The sequence below is a fragment of the Deferrivibrio sp. genome, assembly GCF_055117995.1.
Map to the genome: position 1 here is coordinate 1 of NZ_JBSQOT010000004.1, position 20,216 is coordinate 20,216.

37 protein-coding genes are annotated in these 20,216 nt (G+C 37.2%); all 37 read left to right on the forward strand.

Features of this window, described 5'->3' with window-relative positions:
• The coding region (locus ACTCAF_RS01945; protein ID WP_463061735.1) for an EF-Tu C-terminal domain-related protein at positions 1-100 on the forward strand (100 nt) is incomplete at its 5' end.
• A gap of 12 nt (positions 101-112) precedes the next feature.
• On the forward strand, positions 113-421 hold the full coding sequence (rpsJ, locus tag ACTCAF_RS01950) for a 30S ribosomal protein S10 (protein WP_463061622.1): 309 nt from the start codon (positions 113-115) through the stop codon (positions 419-421).
• Positions 422-435: 14 nt separating this feature from the next.
• Positions 436-1,074, forward strand: a complete 639-nt coding sequence (rplC, locus tag ACTCAF_RS01955) for a 50S ribosomal protein L3 (protein ID WP_463061623.1) — start codon at positions 436-438, stop codon at positions 1,072-1,074.
• A 14-nt stretch (positions 1,075-1,088) separates the two neighbouring features.
• Positions 1,089-1,715 (forward strand): 50S ribosomal protein L4, encoded by a 627-nt coding sequence (gene rplD / locus ACTCAF_RS01960; protein WP_463061624.1) that lies wholly within the window; start codon positions 1,089-1,091, stop codon positions 1,713-1,715.
• Positions 1,715-1,993 carry a 50S ribosomal protein L23 gene (gene rplW / locus ACTCAF_RS01965; RefSeq protein ID WP_463061736.1) on the forward strand — a complete coding sequence of 93 codons (279 nt, stop codon included), beginning with the start codon at positions 1,715-1,717 and terminating at the stop codon, positions 1,991-1,993. The genes rplD and rplW overlap by 1 nt, the downstream gene beginning before the upstream one ends.
• Before the next feature lie 11 nt (positions 1,994-2,004).
• Positions 2,005-2,829, forward strand: coding sequence for a 50S ribosomal protein L2 (gene rplB, locus ACTCAF_RS01970; RefSeq protein ID WP_463061625.1), 825 nt, complete (start codon positions 2,005-2,007; stop codon positions 2,827-2,829).
• A gap of 11 nt (positions 2,830-2,840) precedes the next feature.
• Positions 2,841-3,122 carry a 30S ribosomal protein S19 gene (rpsS, locus tag ACTCAF_RS01975; protein ID WP_463061626.1) on the forward strand — a complete coding sequence of 94 codons (282 nt, stop codon included), beginning with the start codon at positions 2,841-2,843 and terminating at the stop codon, positions 3,120-3,122.
• Positions 3,123-3,131: 9 nt separating this feature from the next.
• Positions 3,132-3,464, forward strand: coding sequence for a 50S ribosomal protein L22 (rplV, locus tag ACTCAF_RS01980; RefSeq protein WP_463061627.1), 333 nt, complete (start codon positions 3,132-3,134; stop codon positions 3,462-3,464).
• Positions 3,465-3,477: 13 nt separating this feature from the next.
• Positions 3,478-4,134 (forward strand): 30S ribosomal protein S3, encoded by a 657-nt coding sequence (gene rpsC, locus ACTCAF_RS01985; protein WP_463061628.1) that lies wholly within the window; start codon positions 3,478-3,480, stop codon positions 4,132-4,134.
• 1 nt (position 4,135) lies between these two features.
• Complete coding sequence (gene rplP, locus ACTCAF_RS01990) at positions 4,136-4,564, forward strand: 50S ribosomal protein L16 (protein ID WP_463061629.1); 429 nt, start codon at positions 4,136-4,138, stop codon at positions 4,562-4,564.
• A 2-nt stretch (positions 4,565-4,566) separates the two neighbouring features.
• Positions 4,567-4,761 (forward strand): 50S ribosomal protein L29, encoded by a 195-nt coding sequence (gene rpmC / locus ACTCAF_RS01995; RefSeq protein ID WP_463061630.1) that lies wholly within the window; start codon positions 4,567-4,569, stop codon positions 4,759-4,761.
• Positions 4,739-5,032, forward strand: coding sequence for a 30S ribosomal protein S17 (gene rpsQ, locus ACTCAF_RS02000; RefSeq protein WP_463061631.1), 294 nt, complete (start codon positions 4,739-4,741; stop codon positions 5,030-5,032). The genes rpmC and rpsQ overlap by 23 nt, the downstream gene beginning before the upstream one ends.
• A 17-nt stretch (positions 5,033-5,049) precedes the next feature.
• Positions 5,050-5,418 carry a 50S ribosomal protein L14 gene (gene rplN, locus ACTCAF_RS02005; protein WP_463061632.1) on the forward strand — a complete coding sequence of 123 codons (369 nt, stop codon included), beginning with the start codon at positions 5,050-5,052 and terminating at the stop codon, positions 5,416-5,418.
• Between the two features lie 9 nt (positions 5,419-5,427).
• Positions 5,428-5,754: a 50S ribosomal protein L24 gene (gene rplX, locus ACTCAF_RS02010; RefSeq protein ID WP_463061633.1), complete on the forward strand. Its 327-nt coding sequence runs from the start codon at positions 5,428-5,430 to the stop codon at positions 5,752-5,754.
• Positions 5,755-5,769: 15 nt separating this feature from the next.
• Complete coding sequence (rplE, locus tag ACTCAF_RS02015) at positions 5,770-6,312, forward strand: 50S ribosomal protein L5 (protein WP_463061634.1); 543 nt, start codon at positions 5,770-5,772, stop codon at positions 6,310-6,312.
• Positions 6,313-6,321: 9 nt separating this feature from the next.
• Positions 6,322-6,507 carry a type Z 30S ribosomal protein S14 gene (locus ACTCAF_RS02020; protein ID WP_463061635.1) on the forward strand — a complete coding sequence of 62 codons (186 nt, stop codon included), beginning with the start codon at positions 6,322-6,324 and terminating at the stop codon, positions 6,505-6,507.
• 41 nt (positions 6,508-6,548) lie between these two features.
• Positions 6,549-6,947 (forward strand): 30S ribosomal protein S8, encoded by a 399-nt coding sequence (gene rpsH / locus ACTCAF_RS02025; RefSeq protein ID WP_463061636.1) that lies wholly within the window; start codon positions 6,549-6,551, stop codon positions 6,945-6,947.
• Between the two features lie 13 nt (positions 6,948-6,960).
• Positions 6,961-7,500, forward strand: coding sequence for a 50S ribosomal protein L6 (rplF, locus tag ACTCAF_RS02030; RefSeq protein ID WP_463061637.1), 540 nt, complete (start codon positions 6,961-6,963; stop codon positions 7,498-7,500).
• A 12-nt stretch (positions 7,501-7,512) separates the two neighbouring features.
• Positions 7,513-7,878 (forward strand): 50S ribosomal protein L18, encoded by a 366-nt coding sequence (rplR, locus tag ACTCAF_RS02035; RefSeq protein ID WP_463061638.1) that lies wholly within the window; start codon positions 7,513-7,515, stop codon positions 7,876-7,878.
• Positions 7,879-7,892: 14 nt separating this feature from the next.
• Positions 7,893-8,384, forward strand: coding sequence for a 30S ribosomal protein S5 (gene rpsE / locus ACTCAF_RS02040; protein ID WP_463061639.1), 492 nt, complete (start codon positions 7,893-7,895; stop codon positions 8,382-8,384).
• 15 nt (positions 8,385-8,399) lie between these two features.
• Positions 8,400-8,840, forward strand: coding sequence for a 50S ribosomal protein L15 (gene rplO, locus ACTCAF_RS02045; RefSeq protein WP_463061640.1), 441 nt, complete (start codon positions 8,400-8,402; stop codon positions 8,838-8,840).
• 15 nt (positions 8,841-8,855) lie between these two features.
• Positions 8,856-10,169 (forward strand): preprotein translocase subunit SecY, encoded by a 1,314-nt coding sequence (gene secY, locus ACTCAF_RS02050; RefSeq protein ID WP_463061641.1) that lies wholly within the window; start codon positions 8,856-8,858, stop codon positions 10,167-10,169.
• A complete protein-coding gene (locus ACTCAF_RS02055; RefSeq protein ID WP_463061642.1) occupies positions 10,166-10,813 on the forward strand; it encodes an adenylate kinase in 648 nt (215 codons plus the stop codon). The genes secY and ACTCAF_RS02055 overlap by 4 nt, the downstream gene beginning before the upstream one ends.
• On the forward strand, positions 10,814-11,557 hold the full coding sequence (gene map / locus ACTCAF_RS02060; RefSeq protein WP_463061643.1) for a type I methionyl aminopeptidase: 744 nt from the start codon (positions 10,814-10,816) through the stop codon (positions 11,555-11,557).
• Positions 11,558-11,567: 10 nt separating this feature from the next.
• Positions 11,568-11,789: a translation initiation factor IF-1 gene (infA, locus tag ACTCAF_RS02065; protein ID WP_463061644.1), complete on the forward strand. Its 222-nt coding sequence runs from the start codon at positions 11,568-11,570 to the stop codon at positions 11,787-11,789.
• A 13-nt stretch (positions 11,790-11,802) separates the two neighbouring features.
• Positions 11,803-11,916, forward strand: coding sequence for a 50S ribosomal protein L36 (gene rpmJ, locus ACTCAF_RS02070; RefSeq protein WP_463061645.1), 114 nt, complete (start codon positions 11,803-11,805; stop codon positions 11,914-11,916).
• An 11-nt stretch (positions 11,917-11,927) separates the two neighbouring features.
• Positions 11,928-12,296 (forward strand): 30S ribosomal protein S13, encoded by a 369-nt coding sequence (rpsM, locus tag ACTCAF_RS02075; protein WP_463061646.1) that lies wholly within the window; start codon positions 11,928-11,930, stop codon positions 12,294-12,296.
• Between the two features lie 17 nt (positions 12,297-12,313).
• Positions 12,314-12,694, forward strand: coding sequence for a 30S ribosomal protein S11 (gene rpsK / locus ACTCAF_RS02080; RefSeq protein WP_463061647.1), 381 nt, complete (start codon positions 12,314-12,316; stop codon positions 12,692-12,694).
• Positions 12,695-12,706: 12 nt separating this feature from the next.
• Entirely contained in the window at positions 12,707-13,333 is a 627-nt protein-coding gene (gene rpsD, locus ACTCAF_RS02085; RefSeq protein WP_463061648.1) for a 30S ribosomal protein S4, read from the forward strand.
• A gap of 22 nt (positions 13,334-13,355) precedes the next feature.
• A complete protein-coding gene (locus ACTCAF_RS02090) occupies positions 13,356-14,372 on the forward strand; it encodes a DNA-directed RNA polymerase subunit alpha (RefSeq protein ID WP_463061649.1) in 1,017 nt (338 codons plus the stop codon).
• Positions 14,362-14,751 carry a 50S ribosomal protein L17 gene (gene rplQ, locus ACTCAF_RS02095; RefSeq protein ID WP_463061650.1) on the forward strand — a complete coding sequence of 130 codons (390 nt, stop codon included), beginning with the start codon at positions 14,362-14,364 and terminating at the stop codon, positions 14,749-14,751. Before ACTCAF_RS02090 ends, rplQ begins: the two co-directional genes overlap by 11 nt.
• Positions 14,744-15,334 (forward strand): ATP-binding cassette domain-containing protein, encoded by a 591-nt coding sequence (locus ACTCAF_RS02100; RefSeq protein WP_463061651.1) that lies wholly within the window; start codon positions 14,744-14,746, stop codon positions 15,332-15,334. The genes rplQ and ACTCAF_RS02100 overlap by 8 nt, the downstream gene beginning before the upstream one ends.
• Entirely contained in the window at positions 15,318-15,881 is a 564-nt protein-coding gene (locus tag ACTCAF_RS02105) for an ATP-binding cassette domain-containing protein (RefSeq protein WP_463061652.1), read from the forward strand. The genes ACTCAF_RS02100 and ACTCAF_RS02105 overlap by 17 nt, the downstream gene beginning before the upstream one ends.
• A complete protein-coding gene (locus tag ACTCAF_RS02110) occupies positions 15,878-16,420 on the forward strand; it encodes a class II aldolase/adducin family protein (RefSeq protein WP_463061653.1) in 543 nt (180 codons plus the stop codon). Before ACTCAF_RS02105 ends, ACTCAF_RS02110 begins: the two co-directional genes overlap by 4 nt.
• On the forward strand, positions 16,413-17,135 hold the full coding sequence (locus tag ACTCAF_RS02115) for a sugar phosphate isomerase/epimerase family protein (RefSeq protein ID WP_463061654.1): 723 nt from the start codon (positions 16,413-16,415) through the stop codon (positions 17,133-17,135). Before ACTCAF_RS02110 ends, ACTCAF_RS02115 begins: the two co-directional genes overlap by 8 nt.
• A gap of 1 nt (position 17,136) precedes the next feature.
• A complete protein-coding gene (locus ACTCAF_RS02120; protein WP_463061737.1) occupies positions 17,137-18,948 on the forward strand; it encodes an ABC-F family ATP-binding cassette domain-containing protein in 1,812 nt (603 codons plus the stop codon).
• Positions 18,945-20,213, forward strand: a complete 1,269-nt coding sequence (gene hemL / locus ACTCAF_RS02125) for a glutamate-1-semialdehyde 2,1-aminomutase (RefSeq protein WP_463061655.1) — start codon at positions 18,945-18,947, stop codon at positions 20,211-20,213. The genes ACTCAF_RS02120 and hemL overlap by 4 nt, the downstream gene beginning before the upstream one ends.
• Positions 20,214-20,216 lie beyond the last annotated feature (3 nt).

Below are 20,216 nucleotides of genomic sequence, written 5' to 3' on the forward strand. Positions count from 1 at the left end.
CTTGATACAGCCGATTGCGATGGATCAGGGATTACGTTTTGCTATTCGTGAAGGTGGTAGGACAGTTGGTGCTGGCGTTGTCACTGAAATAATTGAGTAACAGAGGGGTATGATGAGCAGCCAAAAAATACGTATTAAGCTCAAAGGCTATGATTATAAAATATTGGATAAGGCTGTAAGAGATATAGTGAATACAGCTAAGAGGACCGGTGCTAAAGTTATCGGTCCTGTCCCTCTTCCTACGAGGATAGAGAAGTATACTATTATCAAATCTCCCCATGTTGACAAAGACGGTAGGGAGCAATTTGAGATAAGGACCCACAAAAGATTGGTGGACATATTTGAACATAATCCTCAGACAATTGATGCATTGATGAAGCTTGAATTGTCTGCAGGTGTTGATGTTGAAATAAAATTATAAGGTAGGGCTTGAAGATGTTTAAAGGGATAATTGGAAGAAAGATTGGAATGACACAAGTCTTTATGTCAGACGGAGCTGTGGTCCCGGTTACAGTAATTGAAGCAGGCCCTTGTGTAGTAGTCCAGAAAAAAACAAAAGAAACCGATGGCTACAATGCGCTGCAACTTGGATTTGGTAAAATCCTTAAGGCAAAGAAGGTAAACAAGCCTATGGCTGGCCATTTCAAAAAGAACAACCTGGACTTTTATAAATTTTTAAAAGAGTTCAGGACGGATAATGTTAATGACTTTGAAGTTGGCCAGGAAATTAAAGCTGATATTTTTGAAGAAGGTGAGTTGGTTGATGTTCAAGGTATCAGCATAGGTAAAGGTTTCCAGGGCGTAATTAAAAGACATGGATTTGGCGGTGGTCCTGCAAGCCATGGTTCAGATTTCCACAGAGCACCTGGTTCTATAGGGATGTGCGAGTTTCCGGGCGAAACATTGAAAGGTAAAAAGATGCCTGGGAGAATGGGGAATAAAACTGTAACTACACAAGGTTTAAAGATTGCCAAAGTTTTGGCAGATAAAAATGTACTGCTTATTAAAGGGGCTGTACCCGGACATAAAAACGGTATTGTCTATATAAAGAAAAGTACAAAATCTAATAATTAAGGATAGAGGTAGTCATGGCTCTTGTAGAATTGAAAAACCTAAAGAATGAAAAGGTTGGAGAGATTGAATTAAATGATGCGATAATCTCTTACCCTGTAAAGCCTTGGCTTATGCATGAGGTAGTTGTAAAGCAACTTGCTGATAAAAGGGCAGGCACTCATGCGACAAAAAACAGAGCTAAAATTACAGGTGGTGGCAGAAAACCCTGGAAGCAGAAAGGGACAGGTAGAGCTCGTGCTGGTTCGATAAGATCACCCCTATGGAGAGGTGGTGCGACTATTTTCGGACCTCAACCAAGAGACTACTCTATAAGTATGCCAAAGAAAAAGATGAGAAATGCTCTAAAATCAGCTTTTAGGGCAAAGCTTGAAGATGGGAGTATTGAGTTTCTTGAGAACTTAAATATTGAATCTGGAAAAACAAAAGATGCCGCTTTGGTGCTGAAAAGTTTTGGAGCAGACAGAAGAGTGCTCCTTGTATTTGACGAATTGGAAGATACAACAATCAGGGCATTCAGAAATATTGAAAATGTTAAGATATTGCATTTGGATGGCTTAAATGTCTACGATCTTATAAATGCAGATAAAATATTTATCCTCCAGAGCTGTTTACCAAAATTAACGGAGGTATTGTCCAAATGATTACTATTTATGACGTAATTAAGAAACCACTTATAACTGAAAAAGCTGTGGATCTTAAAGAAAAGCTTAATCAGGTTGCTTTTGCTGTTGATAAAAGGGCAAATAAGCATCTTATAAAGACTGCTGTTGAGAAGCTTTTTGATGTTAAGGTTAAAGAAGTTAGAACTATGAACTTTAAAGGTAAAACAAAGAGATTTGGTTTAATAGTTGGCAAGCGTAACGACTGGAAAAAAGCTATAGTCGTTCTTGAAAAAGACCAGAAACTTGAGTTTGTTTAGAGAGGAAAAATATGGGAATAAAGAGCTATAAACCAACTTCTGCTGGTGTTAGGTTTAGAACTGGTGACGACTATAAAGATGTTACCACTGATAAACCATTTAAACCTTTAACTACCAGTCTAAAGAAGAAGAGCGGTAGAAACAATTATGGCAGAATTACTGTAAGGCACCAGGGTGGCGGCCATAAAAAGCTTTACAGAATTATAGATTTTAAGAGGGATAAAGAAAACATCCCTGCAAAGGTAAAAACTATTGAATATGATCCAAACAGGAGTGCCAGAATAGCACTTGTATCATATGCTGATGGTGAGTACAGGTATATTATTGCACCAATCGGTTTGAAGGTAGGGGACACTGTTCTTTCAGGGTCAGATGCCGATATAAAGCCAGGAAATGCTTTGAAACTCAAAGATATCCCTGTTGGTACAATAATTCATAATGTTGAGATGAGACCTGGCAAAGGTGGGCAGCTTGCAAGATCAGCTGGTACTTATTCCCAGCTTCTTTCAAAAGAGGGCAAGTACTGCCATTTGAGATTGCCTTCAGGCGAAATCAGGCTTGTTTTGGCAGAGTGTAAGGCATCAATTGGCCAGGTAAGCAACCCTGAGCATGAAAATATGAGCATTGGTAAGGCAGGTCGGGCACGCTGGTTAGGTATCAGACCTACTGTAAGAGGTGTGGCAATGAACCCAATTGATCACCCACATGGTGGTGGTGAAGGTAGAACCAGTGGTGGTAGACACCCTGTTACTCCTTGGGGTATGCCAACCAAAGGATACAAAACCAGAAAGAAAAATAAGCCTTCTAACAAATATATTGTTACAAAGCGCAAGTAAGGGGGTAAAAAGTGCCTAGATCGCTTAAAAAAGGACCTTTCATAGATGATCATCTGTTGAAAAAAGTAGAAAAGGCTGTGGAAACAGGTGACAAGAAAGTAATAAAGACCTGGTCACGCAGAAGTACGATAACACCACAGATGGTAGGGCTTACTTTTGCTGTACACAATGGTCATAAGTTTATCCCTGTTTATGTAACTGAAAACATGGTTGGGCATAAACTTGGTGAATTTGCTCTTACAAGGACTTTTAAAGGGCATAAAAAAGACGATAAGAAAGTAAAAGGTAGATAGAGGTAGAGCATGGTTTCGACAGCAATAGGAAAATATATGAGAGTATCTCCCCGCAAGGCAAGACCTGTTGCTGATTTGGTGAGAGGCAAAAATGTTGAGGAAGCTATGAATATTTTGAAATTTTCACCTAAGAAAGCTTCTAAAATGATTGCTTCAGTAATCAAATCAGCGATAGCAAATGCGGAAGAGAACTATAATTACAGGGATATTAGTAAATTAAAAGTGTCTGAAATAAAAATTGATAACGGACCTTTTCTTAAAAGATATACTCCTCGTGCATATGGCAGAGCTACCCCTATTAAAAGAAGGACCAGCCATATTACTGTGGTTTTAGCTGAATAGTGGAGGTGAAGTAGTGGGTCAGAAGGTACATCCTAACGGGATAAGGTTAGGAATAAATAAATATTGGAAATCAGTTTGGTTTGCAAATAAAAAAGAGTATGCTGCTAATTTGATGGAAGACCTCAAAATAAGAAAGTTTCTGAAAGACAGACTTAAGCTGGCTGGTATCTCAGAAATCAATATTGAGAGAATGGGGTCAAAAATAAAAATTACTCTTAACACAAGCAGACCCGGGATTGTTATTGGGAAAAAAGGCGCTGAGATTGAAAAACTTAAGGAAGACCTTAGAAAATTTACTAAAGCTGATGTGCATCTGGGAATAAAAGAGGTTAAAAAACCTGAAATAGATGCCCAGCTTATAGCCGAAAATATAGCTTTGCAGCTTGAAAGAAGGGTTGCATTTAGAAGGGCAATGAAAAAAGCAGTTTTGCAGGCTATAAAGTCAGGCGCTCAGGGTATTAAGATTGCATGCTCAGGAAGATTGGCTGGAGCAGATATGGCCAGGACCGAATGGTATATCAAAGGTAGAGTGCCTCTTCAAACTCTTAGGGCAGATATCGATTATGGATTTGCCGAAGCTCTTACTACATATGGTTTAACAGGTATCAAAGTTTGGGTATTCAAGGGCGAAATAATCGAAGACAAGAATAAAAATTTAGAGGTAGAGTAATATGTTAATGCCATCCAGAATGAAATATAGAAAGCAGTTTAAGGGCAGAATCAAAGGGAAGGCAACCAAAGGAAATACGATTGAGTTTGGTGACTTTGGCATTGTTGCTCTTGAACATGGCAAGATAACAAGCAGGCAGATTGAGGCAGCAAGGATTGCTATTAACAGATATCTGAAAAGAGGTGGTAAGGTTTATATCAGGATATTTCCTCATAAGCCAATTACTGCAAAGCCTGCGGAAACTCGTCAAGGTAAAGGTAAAGGTGCTGTGGAGTACTATGTTGCTCCAGTTAAAATTGGCACTGTGTTATACGAAGTAAAGGGCGTAAGTGAGGAATTGGCAAGAGAAGCGTTTAGACTTGCTATCCACAAGTTGCCTATTAAATGTAAGTTTATATCAAAATCAGATACAGCTGTTAAGGAGCAATGAATATGAAAGCAGCAGAACTTAAGAATATGTCTGTTGAAGAGCTGAAAACGAAACATGCTGAACTTAAGGAAAATTTGTTCAGACTAAAATTTAAGCTTTCAACAGGTGACCTGGAAGATACTTCGCAAATATCAAAGACGAAGAAGGACATTGCCAGAATCCTTACAATTATCAATGAAAAACAAGCAGAGGGATAAGATGGAAAGAAACTATCGCAAAGTAAGGCGCGGTGTTGTAGTTAGCAATAAGATGGATAAAACAGTTGTTGTTAAAGTTGAAACGCTAAAACTACACAAAAAATACCACAAGTTTATAAAGCGCACTAAGAAATTTATGGCTCATGATGAAGCTAATGAGATGAGGCCTGGAGATATAGTGGAAATTATGGAAACAAGGCCTCTCAGCAAGCATAAGCGCTGGAGAGTTGTTAAATTAATTGAGCGTCCAGTTGGCGATGCTGGAAATTAATTTTAGGGAGAATAGCTATGATTCAGATACAGACGAGATTGAAAGTTGCCGATAACTCCGGTGCAAAAGAGATTATGTGTATAAAAGTTCTTGGCGGCTCGAAGAAGAAGTATGGCTCAATAGGTGATGTGATAGTTGCCAGCGTAAAATCTGCCATACCTGATAGTAATATTAAGAAAGGAGCCGTTGTTAAGGCTGTTATAGTTAGAACAAAAAAAGAGAAGCGTCGTGCTGATGGAACTTATATTAAGTTTGATGATAATGCTGCTGTTATCCTGAATAAAAACCTTGAACCAGTTGGAACCAGGGTATTTGGACCGGTGGCGAGAGACCTTAGAGCCAAAGGGTTTCTTAAAATAGTTTCCATGGCACCTGAAGTTCTTTAGGAGGTATGGATGCTTAAATACAAACTTAAAAAAGATGATCCGATAGTTGTTATTGCTGGAAAAGAGAAAGGCAAAACATCGAAGGTACTCAAAATTGACAGAGCTAAAAGTAAAATATATGCCGAGGGTCTTAACATTGTCAAAAGGCATGTAAAACCTAATCAGCTTAACCCTGAAGGGGGTATAATTGAGAAAGAGATGCCTATCCATGTTTCCAATGTAATGTATCTTTGCAAAAAATGTGATAAGGGCGTAAGACTTGGCTATAAAGTTCTTGAGTCCGGTGAAAAGAAGAGATTTTGCAGATCATGCGGCGAAATAATTGATAAAGATTAATAGAGAGGAACAGATATGTCAGTATTAAAGGAAAAGTATTTAAAAGAAGTTGTTCCTTACTTAATGGATAAATTCAAGTACAAGAACATTATGGAAGTTCCAAAAATTGAAAAGGTTGTCCTCAATATGGGGGTTGGAGAAGCAGTTAGCAATTCAAAAGTACTTGAATTTGCACTAAGAGATATGGAACTTATAGCTGGCCAGAAGCCGGTAGTAACTAAGGCAAAAAAATCTATTGCCGGTTTTAAGTTAAGAGAAGGGATGCCTATTGGATGTAAGGTTACACTTAGAAAAGAAAGGTGCTATGAGTTTTTAAACAGACTGTTTAACATTGCATTAGCAAGGGTAAGAGACTTTGCCGGTGTAAACCCAAACTCTTTTGACGGTAGAGGGAATTATGCCCTTGGTATCAAGGAGCAGATAGTTTTCCCTGAGATAGATTATGACAAAATTGATAAGATCAGAGGGTTTGATGTGATTATTACCACTACTGCAAAAACCGATGAAGAGGCAAGAGAGCTTTTAAAAGCACTGGGAATGCCTTTTGCTAATAATTAGGAGGACTAAGTGGCTACAACTGCAAAGAATAATCATGCTCTTAAAAAGAAAAAATTTAAGGTCAGAGAATACAACAGGTGTCCAATCTGCGGAAGACCAAGATCATTTATGAGAAGGTTTAATATGTGCAGGTTGTGTTTTAGAAAGTTAGCCCATGAGGGGGTAATACCCGGGCTTAAGAAATCCAGCTGGTAAAAGTTGGATATCGATTACCTAAACATATAAGGAGAGAAAAAATGGTAATGACTGATCCTATTGCAGATATGCTCAGCAGAATCAGGAATGCTGTGCAGGTTAATTTTCAAGAAGTGCTAATCCCATACTCAAAAATCAAAGAAGGGATAGCGGCGATTCTTAGAGATGAAGGCTATATTAAGAATTACAGAGTTGTTGAAGATGGGTCCAAGAAGAATATTGTTGTTTATTTAAAGTACACTGAGACTGGAGAGTCAGTTATAAGAGGTCTTAAAAAGATAAGCAAGCCAGGTAGAAGAGTTTATACAAAATCTAAAAATCTTGACACTGTGTTGGGAGGACTTGGAACAGGAATAGTATCTACTTCCAAGGGATTAATGACTGTTAAGCAATGCCTGAGAGATAAGGTCGGCGGCGAATATATTTGTCAAGTATGGTAATTGGAGATTTAAGATGTCAAGAATAGGTAAAAAACCGGTTGATATACCCGCCGGGGTAGAAGTTAATATAAAAGAAGGATATATAGTTGTTAAGGGACCTAAAGGGGAGCTTAAACAAAAACTTCACGATAAAGTAGCTGTCAGTGTTGAAGATAAACAAGTTGTTGTAAATAAAAAAGATGAAACCAAACTTGCAAGATCACTTTTTGGCCTCTACAGAACTCTTATCGCCAATATGGTAGAAGGCGTAGTGAAGGGCTATGAAAAGAGACTTGAGATAGTTGGTGTTGGTTACAGGGCTGCATTAAAAGGTAAAGACCTTGATCTCTCACTTGGTTTTTCACACCCTGTGTTAGTTTCCCCTCCTGAAGGTATAGAGTTTGCAGTTGAAGGTCAGCAAAAAATTGTTGTCAAAGGTATTGACAAGCAATTAGTTGGTCAGGTTGCTGCTGATATAAGGAAGATAAGGAAGCCTGAGCCTTATAAAGGCAAAGGTGTTCGTTATGAAGGGGAAAGAATAATAAGAAAAGCCGGCAAAACAGGTAAAAAGTAAGAGAGGTGTGACGTGGCTAAAATAGATAAAAATGCTGCCAGAAAAAAGAGACATTTTAGAATAAGAAAGAAAATTTCTGGTAATTCTGAAAGACCAAGGCTAAATGTATTTAAAAGTAATAGGTATTTTTATGCTCAGCTGATAGATGATGCTACCGGTCATACAATTGTAGCAGCCAGCTCATTGGAAAAGGAGCTTAAATCTGTTTGTGAGTCAAAATGCAATATTGAGACTGCTAAAAAAGTAGGTGAGCTGATAGCTAAAAGGGCAAAAGAGAAGGGCTTGACTTCTGTTGTTTTCGACAGGGGCGGCTATATTTATCACGGAAAAATAAAAGCGTTTGCTGATTCAGCCAGAGAAGCTGGATTAGAATTTTAATATGGAGGCCTAAGTTGAGTACTGTAGAAAATCAATTGGTTGATAAAGTTGTCCATATAGGTAGAGTTACAAAGGTTGTAAAGGGTGGTAGAATTTTCAGGTTTACTGCTATTGTTGTTGTTGGGGATTATAATGGAAAAGTCGGAATAGGACATGGAAAAGCCAGGGAAGTACCTGATGCAATCAGAAAAGCACTTGAAATGGCTAAGAAGAATATGGTTGAAGTACCGGTGTCTAAAGGGACTATTCCACATAAGGTTATTGGTAGGTTTGGTGCAGCTGAAATTGTTATGAAGCCTGCTGCTCCTGGTACAGGAATTATCGCAGGGGGTGTTGCGAGGTCTCTTTTTGAACTTGCTGGCGTACAAAACATTTTGGCAAAATCTGTAAGAAGCAGGAATCCATACAATGTGCTTTATGCTGTTATGGATGGATTTGAAAAGATAAGAACAGTAAGTGAAATCGCCTCTGCAAGAGGTAAGACTATTCAAGAAGTAATTATCTAATAAGGGGTAAGAACTATGAAGATACATGATTTAAAACCCGCTCCTGGCTCTAAGAAGAACAGGAAAAGAGTTGGAAGAGGCAGCGGTAGTGGTCTTGGTACTACAGCTGGCAAAGGTCACAAAGGTCAGAAGGCAAGATCTGGTGGCGGCGTTAAGGCAGGATTTGAAGGCGGTCAGATGCCGCTTGCAAGAAGATTGCCTAAAAGAGGTTTTAACAACAAGAGGTTTGCTGCTGTTTATGAAATAGTAAATCTCGGTAGTATTGAGCAAAAATTTAATAATGGTGAAACTGTAAGTATAGAAACTTTGATAGAAAAAAATCTTATAAAAGGGAATAAAGGTGGCGTCAAAGTGCTTGCTGAGGGCGAGTTCACAAAAAAACTTACTTTTGTTGTGGATAAGGTTTCAGCCTCTGCTGCTGAGAAAATTAAAGAATTAGGCGGGGAGATTAAATAATACCTGGAGATTCTGATGTTTAAAAAAATAGAGGATATATTTTCATTACCGGAGCTGAGAAAAAGAATACTTTTTACAGCTTTTATGCTTATTGTTTACAGGATAGGTACTCATGTACCTACTCCTGGTATTGATTCTGAAGCATTGTCTCAGTTTTTTGCAAGGCAATCTGGCAATATGCTTGGTTTTTTTGATATGTTTACCGGTGGTGCACTTAGTAGGTTGACAGTTTTTGGACTTGGTATAATGCCATATATTTCCGCTTCAATTATAATGGAATTGTTAAGCGTTGTTGTTCCTCATCTTGCTGAGCTTAAGAAGCAGGGTACGGAAGGGAGAAATAAGATTACCAAATATACAAGATACGGGACTGTTCTTATTTGTGCTGTTCAGGCACTTGGTATATCTATAGGGCTTGAAGCAATGACTGCACCAACAGGCTCACCCATTGTAATGTATCCTGGATGGGGCTTTAGATTTGTTACGACTATTACGCTCACCGCAGGAACTATATTTCTAATGTGGCTCGGTGAAAAAATTACTGAAAAGGGGATCAGTAATGGGATTTCGTTAATAATTTTTGCAGGGATAGTAGCCAGTTTGCCTACTGCAGTTATTAACACAATAAGAGTATTAAAAACTGGAGAACTTCAGATAATTACAGTTGTTGTAGTTATAGCCATTGCTGTTGGTGTAATTGCAGGAATTGTTTATATGGAGATTGCATCAAGAAGGTTGCCTATACAATACGTGAGAAAAGGTGGACTTGGAGGAAGGCAGAGTGTTGGTAATTCATATCTTCCCTTGAAATTGAATACTGCAAATGTGATACCAATAATTTTTGCAGCTTCCATTATGTCTTTTCCAAGTACATTGGCATCTTTTTCCCAAAACAGTATTCTTGGGAAGATAGGTTATTATTTTTCACCAAATTCAATACTATACTATGTTTTATATGTAGTATTGATTGTATTTTTTACTTATTTTTACACATCAATCATATTTAATCCAAAAGATATAGCAGACAATATACAGAAAAGTGGCGGTGTTATCCCCGGCAAACGTCCCGGGAATGCAACAGCTGAGTTCATAGATTATACCCTTTCAAGACTTACTTTTGTTGGAGCTATATATCTGTCAGCAGTAGCGATTTTGCCTCAGCTTATTATTCAAAATTTTAATGTTCCATTCTATTTTGGCGGAACAAGTCTGCTTATTGTAATTGGTGTTGGAATGGATATTATGAACAAGGTTGAGTCGCATCTTATTACACATAATTATGATGGATTTTTAAAGAAAGGAAGAATCAAAGGAAGGGGCTACGTATGATTAATATGATTTTTCTTGGACCTCCCGGAGCAGGTAAAGGGACCCAGTCAGCAAATATTATTAAAGACTTCGGTGTTGTACAGATATCAACCGGCGATATTTTGCGGGCTGCAGTAAATGAGGGTACTGAATTTGGACTTATGGCCAAGAAATATATGGATGAAGGCAAGCTTGTTCCGGATGACGTTATAATCGGCATTGTAAAAGACAGGCTTATGGCTGATGACTGTAAGAATGGGTTTATATTGGATGGTTTTCCAAGAACAATTCCTCAGGCTGTTGCCCTTGACAGTATGGTTAAAGAAAGCCTTAAAACAGAGATTACACATATTGTTAGCCTTGAAGTGCCAGATGAGGATATTTTGAAAAGGCTGACAGGAAGAAGAACCTGTGAAAATTGTAAAAAAGGGTTTCACATTGAATATGCACCTTCAAAAAAAGGTGATGTTTGTGATGAGTGTGGCGGCAAATTAGTCCAGAGGGATGATGATAAAGAGGAAACTATCAAGAAAAGATTGAATGTTTATCATGAGCAAACATCAAAGCTCAAGGACTATTATGAAAAGTCAGGCAAACTTTTTGTTGTTGATGGAACAGGAACGCCTGATGATATATATAATAATATTAAGGAGATTTTATCCTGAATGGTTGAAATTAAAACCAGGGCTGAACTTGAAAGAATGAAGAAGGCTTGTAGCATTGTTAAAGAAGTACTTGAAAAAGTCGAAAAAGAGATAAGACCTGGAATTACAACAAAAAGTATTGACAATTTGGCAGAAAATATTATAGTTTCACGTTCTGCTATACCGTCATTTAAGAATTACAGGGGATACCCGGCAACTATATGTGCCTCTGTAAATGATGTGGTAGTACATGGAATCCCCTCAGATTATGTTTTAAAGGAAGGGGATATTGTTAGTATTGACGTGGGTGCTTATATAGATGGTTTTCACGGAGATGCGGCAAGGACATTTATGGTGGGTAATTGCAGTGATGTCGCAAGAAGACTTGTAGACGTGACAAAGGAAAGTTTTTTTAAGGGTATGGAATTTGCAAAAAGTTCTTGCAGGCTTTCTGATATCTCACATGCAATTCAATCTTATGTTGAAGATAACGGATTTGAAGTTATAAGGGATTATTATGGTCATGGTATTGGAAGGGAACTTCATGAAGATCCTACCATACCTAACTATGGTAAACCTAACCGCGGCATCAGGCTTAGGCCTGGAATGGTTTTGGCAATAGAGCCTATGGTTGTTGAAAAAAAATACACAGTAAAAACCCTCGAAGATGGCTGGACTGTGGTAACAGAAGATGGTGGTCTGGCAGCACATTATGAGAATACTGTTGCAATAACAACCAATGGCCCTGAAATTTTAACATTATAAGGTAAGGTAAATGGGGAAAAGGGATGATGTAATCGAGATTGAAGGTAAAGTGGTTGAGGCTTTACCTAATGCAATGTTTAAAGTTGCTCTGGATAACGGGCATGTGATTCTGGCACATCTGTCAGGGAAGATGAGGATGCATTTTATAAGAATATTACCGGGAGACAGAGTGACTGTTGAGATTTCCCCTTATGATTTGACAAAAGGAAGAATTACTTACAGACATAAGTAAAAGAGGTGTTAGTATGAAAGTAAGAGCGAGTGTTAAACCTATTTGCAGCAAGTGCAAGGTTATAAAAAGAAATGGAATCGTCAGGGTTATCTGCGAGAACCCGAGACATAAGCAAAGACAGGGTTAAGGAGGAAATTTGTGGCTCGTATTGCAGGTGTAGACGTACCTAATAACAAAAAAATTGAAATTGGGCTTACCTATATTTTTGGCATCGGACGCAGTACCGCTAAAAGGATTATCGATGTTACGGGTGTAGATGAAAATAAGAGAATTGGTGATCTGACTCAGCAGGAAATTTCTGAGATAAGGAAGTTTATTGACGAAAACTTGAAGGTTGAGGGTGATTTAAGAAAAGATATTTCCCTTAACATTAAAAGGCTTATGGAAATAAACTGCTACAGGGGGCAGAGGCATAAAAATAGTCTGCCATGTAGAGGTCAGAAGACACGCAGCAATGCAAGGACGAGAAGAGGCCTTGCCGGAAAGCGCGGAATTAAGAAGAAGTAGTTTTATCTGGAGGAAAAATGGCTAAACCAAGGAAAAGAAAAGAAAAAAGAAATGTGCCTAAAGGTATAGCACATATTCAATCTACATTTAACAATACTATAGTTACTTTTACTGATATAAATGGAAATACAGTATGTTGGGCAGCAGGTGGCGGTGAAGGATTTAAAAACTCCAGAAAATCCACTCCTTATGCAGCACAGCTTGCTGCAGAGAGTGCTGCCAAAAGAGCACTTGATGCCGGTATGAGAGAAGTTGAAGTAAATATTAAAGGACCTGGCGCAGGTAGAGAAAGTGCCGTTAGGGCTATTCAGGCTGCAGGGATTAAAATTACACTTATAAGAGATTTGACTCCTGTGCCACATAATGGTTGTAGACCAAGAAAGAAAAGAAGAGTGTAATGGAGGTTTACATTGGCTAGATATACAGGACCAGCCTGCAAACTTTGCAGAAGAGAAGGGATGAAATTATATTTAAAAGGTGATCGTTGTTTTAAAGATAAATGTGCATTTGAAAAGAAAGGTTATCCGCCCGGACAGCACGGACAGGCAAGAAAGAAATTAAGTGACTACGGTCTTCAGCTTAGGGAAAAGCAGAAGGTTAAAAGGCTTTATGGAGTACTTGAAACTCAATTTAGAAGATATTTTGAAAAGGCTACAAGAATGCAGGGGATTACAGGTGAAAACCTGCTGCAACTTCTTGAAAGAAGACTTGACAATGTAGTTTATAGAAGTGGATTTGCCGGCAGCAGAAAAGAGGCCAGACAGTTTGTAAGACACAATCATTTCCAGGTAAATGGTAGAAGGGTTAATATACCTTCATTCATTGTAAGACCAGGAGATGAAGTGAAAGTTATAGAGGGCAGCACTGATGTGGCCAGAATTAAGGAGTGCCTGGACACTTCTGAAGGAAGAGGTGTTCCTGAGTGGTTAAGCGTTGATAAAGATAATATGAAGGCTACTGTAAGCAGGTTACCTGAGAGAAATGATGTAAATTATGAGATTCATGAACATCTTATAGTAGAGCTCTATTCTAAGTAATAGGCCCCTGGAGGATTATTTGATGATATTAATGCAATTTCAAAACCTTATTAAGCCAAAAAAGATTGAGCCAGTTGGAGAGCTTACAAGAAGTTATGGTAAGTTTGTGGCTGAGCCGCTTGAAAGAGGTTTTGGTATAACAATTGGCAATTCCCTGAGAAGGACTCTTTTAAGTACTATTGAAGGTACGGCAGTGGTCGGAGTACGCATCGAAGGTGTTACTCACGAGTATGCAACAATACCCGGCGTGTTTGAAGATGTCGTTGATATTATACTTAATATCAAATCTCTTGAACTAAATCTTCACACTCATGAGCAGACCAGGGTATTTATTGAAAAGAAAGGTGAAGGTGTTATTACTGCTGCTGATATAAAGGGGAATCCAAATGTGGAAGTATTAAATCCTGATCAGCATATTGCTACAATTACCGATCCTAATACAAAATTATACATGGAACTTATCGTGGAAAGAGGGATTGGATATGTCCCTGCCGAAGAAATGAAAGACAAGTTTGATGAGGTAGATATCATTCCGATTGATGCTATTTTTAGCCCTATCAAACGTGTAAATTATCAGGTTGATAACGCACGTGTGGGGCAGAGCACGGATTACGATAAGCTGATTATTGAGGTGGAAACAGACGGGTCAGTCAAGCCGGAAGATGCAATAGCCTTTGCTGCAAAAATCATCAAAGACCAGATGGAGTTGTTTATAAACTTTGATGAGCCGGTGTATGAAGAGAAGCAAGAAAAGGTAGAAAGAGATAATTCAGAAGTACTTGAGTTGCTTGGTAAAAGTATTGAAGAGCTTGAGCTTTCCGTTAGAGCATATAATTGTCTTAAAAATGCAAACATTAAAACCTTGTCTGAGCTTTGCTCAAAGACTGACTCAGAAATGCTTAAGACCAAGAATTTTGGAAGGAAGTCACTGGAAGAGATTAAAAAGGTGCTTAATGATATGGGACTTAGCCTTGGTATGGATTTAGAGGCTATTGGCTACAATAAAGATACAGAGGGAGAAGAGAACGATGCGTCATAGAAATAGTGGTAAAAAGTTAGGCAGGCCAACTTATGCAAGAATTGCCATGCTTAGAAATATGGCATACTCTCTTATAGAAAAAGGTAGAATAGAGACAACCGTTGATAGAGCCAAGGCGCTCAGGGGGTTTATCGAACCTCTTATAACATTGGGAAAGAAAAATACCCTTGCTTCAAGAAGACTTGCCCTTAGAAGGTTACCTAACAAGGATGCCATAAACAGACTTTTTGAAGAGGTAGCACCGCTTTTTAAAGAAAGAAATGGCGGGTATACAAGGATTTTGAAAACATCTGTAAGGAGAGGGGACAACGCCCAGCTTGCTATAATTGAATTTGTAGAGTCCAAATCCAACGAAAAAGAAAATAAAACAAATGAGTAAAGAAAAAAGGGGGTTACCCCCTTTTTTTTTATCATTAGATAACCTAAGCTTCGAAATAAATAAAAAGAAAATAATAAACATAAGAGAGTACAGAGCATCTTTCAACAATTTACTTTTGATAAAAGGGAAAATAGGGTCTGGAAAGACAACACTTTTGAAGATATTGGCTGACATATTTTTTCCTACATCGGGGAAATATTTGCTGAATAATGAAATTAATTTTAAAAAAATCTATATACATTCTTTCCCCTTCTTCAATTTTATCACAGGCCGTATTGCTGACGAAATGTTGCTTGCTGGCAAAATATCTGAATTTGAAGGTAAAATGCCTGATAAAGCTATAGATGAACTATCTGGCGGCGAACTAAAAAAAATATCAATACTGCTGAGCATCAATTCTGGATATAACCTTATTTTGGCAGACGAGCCATTTAATATGCTTGACGATAATGAAATGGAAAATGTAAAAAACACTATAATAAAGCAAATGGGAATAGCATCCTTTATTGTTACCACCCATGAAGATATTCTTGATGATTATGCAGATGAAATAATAAGGCTTGAAGATGGCTGTATTATTTAAAAATATCAGCTTTGGCTATGAAAGAAAAATATTTGATGATTTTAATTATCATTTTAATAGAGAGACAATAAGCTGTATCTACGGACTAAATGGCACAGGAAAATCTACATTAATTGCAATGCTGGCAGGACTGATTAAGCCTCAAAAAGGTGAGATTGTAATCGAAAAAGGGATGAAAACCGGGTTTGTATTGCAGTTTCCCGAAAATCTTGTTTATACAGATTCTGTTTATAATGAAATATTTTCAATTGTTAAATCATCTGAAATTACTGAAAATATAATTAAAACACTGAATTTGGATGAAGTAAGAGATATTAACCCATTCAAGCTTAGCGATGGGCAAAAAAGGGTTATGTTTATATATAGTATTTTGATGTGTAATGACCTGTGTATATTTGACGAACCGTTTACAAGCATTGACAAAGAAACAAAAAAAAATATCAAAGAGATGTTTATAAACTTCAAAAATAAAAAGAAAACAATTATCTATACAACAAACAGAAAATTTGATACAGATATTTCAGATTTTGTACTGGAGTTGAAATGAACAATATTGTTTTTTGGGGTAAAAAGGTTGTAAAAGCAGGGCTTTGTACCTCTTTTTTTGGAAATATATCGTATAGGAATGACAATAAAATATTTATAACAAAGACAGGGGCAATGCTTGATGAGTTGGCTGATGATGACATTGTAGAAGTTAATGTTATTGATAAAAGCAGCAGTGATAAAATCGCCTCATCAGAATTGGTGGTGCACAGAGGAATTTATCAGAAAACTCATTACGATCATGTAATACATACACATAGCCTCTTTTCAACACTTATGGATAAATTTGAATATTATGTATCATTTGACTACTCGGAAGTATTGCCTTTTCTAAAAAAGGTGCCAATAGTAACAGGTAAAAGTGGTACAAGTATTCTTGCAAAAAATGTGTCTGAAGCCCTGAATGAGAATCCTGTGGTTATTGTTAAAGGGCACGGAGTTTTTTCAGCAGGGCAAAGTTTTAAGGAATGTTACATATATTTAACAGCATTGGAACATTATTCAAAAGATAAGTACTTCAGGGAGTTACTTAATGAATAATATTTATCTGAAAGCCGAATCATCCACCTATAAGGAAGTTGTTGAATATGCCCAAAATAGTTTGCTTGGTATTGAATATGTTATGAATTTTAACGATTACAAGAGTTTACAATTTCTTGCAAAGTCAGGGGTAAGATTTACTGTTCATTCGGTATTTTTTGATGTCGAATTAGGTTCACTTAATCCATTTGTAAGAGATATCTCAAAAAAAATTTTAAAGGAAGTAATAGATATCTGTAACGAGTTAAAACCTGATAATCTGGTTATTCACCATAATTACAATCCTTACAAATATGCATTTAAGGAGGATTTATTTGTTGAGAGGTTTTTTGAAAGTTTTATGGATGTGGTAGAAAATAAGAAAGACTTTAAAATTAGTCTGGAAAATGTATTCGAATTTGATTCAAATGTAGGTAAAAAACTTGTAGATAAAATTAATAGAGACGATGTGGGACTTTGTTTTGATTGTGGGCATTTTAATATGTTTTCTGAAGAGTATATTCACTCCTGGATGAAAAAGTGGGATAGTAAAATATTTAGTTTTCACCTTCACAATAACTACGGGAAATATGATGAGCACAATGTCCTTTCAGATGGTAGTTTTGATATTTACGAATTGAGAGGCTATTTTAAAGATAGAATCTTAACGATTGAAAATAAAACTGTTAAAGAGTTTGAAGTTTCACTGAAATATTTCAAGGAACTTTTTGGCTAAGATGACGGTTCTTTCGGTATCAAACCTGAGCAAGTTTTTTGGCTCAGAGTTAATTTTTGAAAATGTAACATTTAGTTTGTTGAAATCCGAAAAATGTGCTCTTGTTGGCAGAAATGGAGCAGGCAAAACTACCTTATTTAATATAATTGCAGGTATTGAAGAGAAGGATGGCGGCGAAGTGGCCGTCAGTAGAGCCTCAAAGATTTCCTATAAACAGCAGGAAATAATATTTCAAGGGACGATATTTGAGTTTATGCTTGACGAGCATAAAGAGTTGAAGCTGATTGAAGAGAAAATGGAAAAAAATCCTTCTGTAAACGAACTTGAAATTTTGATGAAGAGATACGAAGAGAATGGTGGATACACATATAAAGCTACAATAAAATCCGTGCTTAAAGCCCTTGGTTTTGAAGAAGATGTTTGGAGCAAAAATGTTTCTGAATTATCCGGTGGAGAGCTGGAAAGGTTAAAGCTTGCCAGGGTCCTTTCATCCAATGCAGATATACTTCTACTTGATGAACCCACCAACCATCTTGACATTATAATGATTTCATGGCTTGAGAATTTTTTGAAGTCTACGGACAAAACGGTATTTTTTATAAGCCATGACATAAAATTACTTGAAAATGTTGCCACATCTGTTGTCAGCCTTTTTAATCGGACTTGCAAGAAATATTCGCTTAACTATCTGCGCTACAAAGAGCAATTTGAAAAGGAAATAGAAGAGATATTGAAAACAAATGAACTTAATGCGGAGAGAATATCAAAATACGAAGAGTTTGTAAGGAAGTATAGAGCTGGAATAAAGTCCGGTCTTGTGAAATCAAGGCAGATAATGATAGAAAATTTAAAGAATAATGTGAAAGATATCGCTCTTGACAGGAATATAAATTTCAGGATTGAAACTTCTCAAAGACAGCCAAAAGTTGTAATTTCGTTTCAAGATGTTGATTTGGGGTATGAATATCCAATTTTAAAAGGGTTAAATTTTGACATTTATAGAGGGGACAAAGTAGGGATAATCGGTAAGAACGGTGCCGGAAAATCAACACTTGTAAAAGGGGTATTGAACGAATTGAGCCCTATAAGAGGTGAAATAAAAATTGGTGAAAACATAAAAATCGGTTATTTTGATCAAAAACTTAATAACCTTAACTTTGAAAATACACTTTATGACGAGATTTTTTATAATGAAAATATTTCGTCGGCAAATGAAGTTTACTCTATAATGGCAAGGTTTGGGTTTGAGGAAGACGACGGTGATAAGAAGGTTGGGGTGCTTAGTGGAGGTGAGAAGACGAAGCTTTCTATTATAAAGCTAATACTCGAAAAGCCGAATCTTTTGATACTTGATGAGCCTACGAATCATCTTGATACCGATACGGTATATGCGCTGAAAAATGCTCTGATTGAATACAGCGGCGCTCTTTTGGTGGTAAGTCATGACAGATTTTTCCTTGAAGGACTTACAAATAAATCAATTTGTTTGTTTGATGAAAAATATTATATGGATATAATATCTGCAAGTGAGATGATTGAGAAATTTATCATGAAAACTGAAAAAACAAAGGATAATATCAGGGAAAAACCGGTATCTGAAAGAAAAGTCAGAGTAAACACCTACAAATTAAACGAGATTGAAAGAAGGATAAAGGAACTTGAGAATAGAATTGATATTCTTCATAGGGAATTAAATGAAACAACTACAGATTGGGAAAAAATTAATCTTATCCACAATGAGATAGAAAAGCTTGAAGAAGAGCTTTTGTTATATTATGATGAGTACGAAATGATGAAAAAGGGGGCAGTATGAATTTATTTGAAGAATCCAAGAAGTATATACCAGGTGGAGTAAATAGCCCTGTGAGGGCTTTTGGTTCAGTTGGTGGTGAGCCTGTTTTTGTTCAAAAATCAAAAGGGGCTAAAATTTATGATGTTAATGGAAAGGAATATATTGACTATGTTTGCTCCTGGGGACCAATGATTTTGGGACATACTGATGATGATGTTGTAAATAGTATCTGTGAGCAGGCAAAACTTGGCAGCAGTTTTGGTGCGCCAACTGAGCTTGAACTAAGACTTGCAAAGAAGGTTGTTGAGCTTTTCCCGTCAATAGATATGGTCAGGATGGTAAGCTCAGGGACAGAGGCAGTAATGAGTGCAATCAGGCTTGCAAGAGGATTTACGAAAAGGGATAAAATTATAAAATTTGAAGGCTGTTACCATGGGCATTCAGACTCGCTGCTTGTGAAGGCCGGAAGTGGAGCTTTGACATTCAATCAGCCAAGCAGTCCGGGTGTTCCATCAGATTTTGCAAAATACACTCTTATAGCGCAATACAATGATATAGATTCGGTTAAAAATCTATTCAAGGAAAATAAAAATGAGATAGCGTGTGTGATAGTGGAGCCTGTAGCTGGAAATATGGGGGTAGTCCTTCCTGAAGATAACTTCCTTGAGGATTTGAGAAAGGTATGTGATGAAAACGAAGCTATTCTGATTTTTGATGAAGTAATTACAGGTTTCAGGTTGTCTGAGGGTGGAGCTCAAAAATATTTTAATGTAATGCCCGATTTGACTACACTTGGTAAAATATTGGGCGGAGGGCTTCCTGTTGGCGCATATGGGGGAAAAAGAGAGATAATGGAATACGTTTCACCCGTTGGTCCAGTTTATCAGGCAGGGACGCTGAGTGGTAATCCTCTGGCAATGGCAGCCGGGTTTAAGACATTGGATAAGCTTTGTGCAGATGGATTTTATTCAGCTTTAAGAGAGAAGTCAGAATATCTGTGGAAAGGGTTTGCCAAAAACCTCGAAAAATTGGGTATTAATTTTTGCTTCAACAAAATTGAATCTATGGGTTGTTTGTTTTTCACAAATGAGAAGGTAAATAGCTTTTCTACTGCCGTTAAATCGGACACGAAATTGTATGCAAAATTTTTCCATGAGATGCTGAAAAGAGGGATTAATCTTGCCCCAAGTCAGTTTGAAGCGATGTTTGTTTCAGCTGCTCATACAGATAATGAACTGGACATTACTATAAAAGCCCATTTTGAATCATTGAAAGCAGTATTGTAGGTA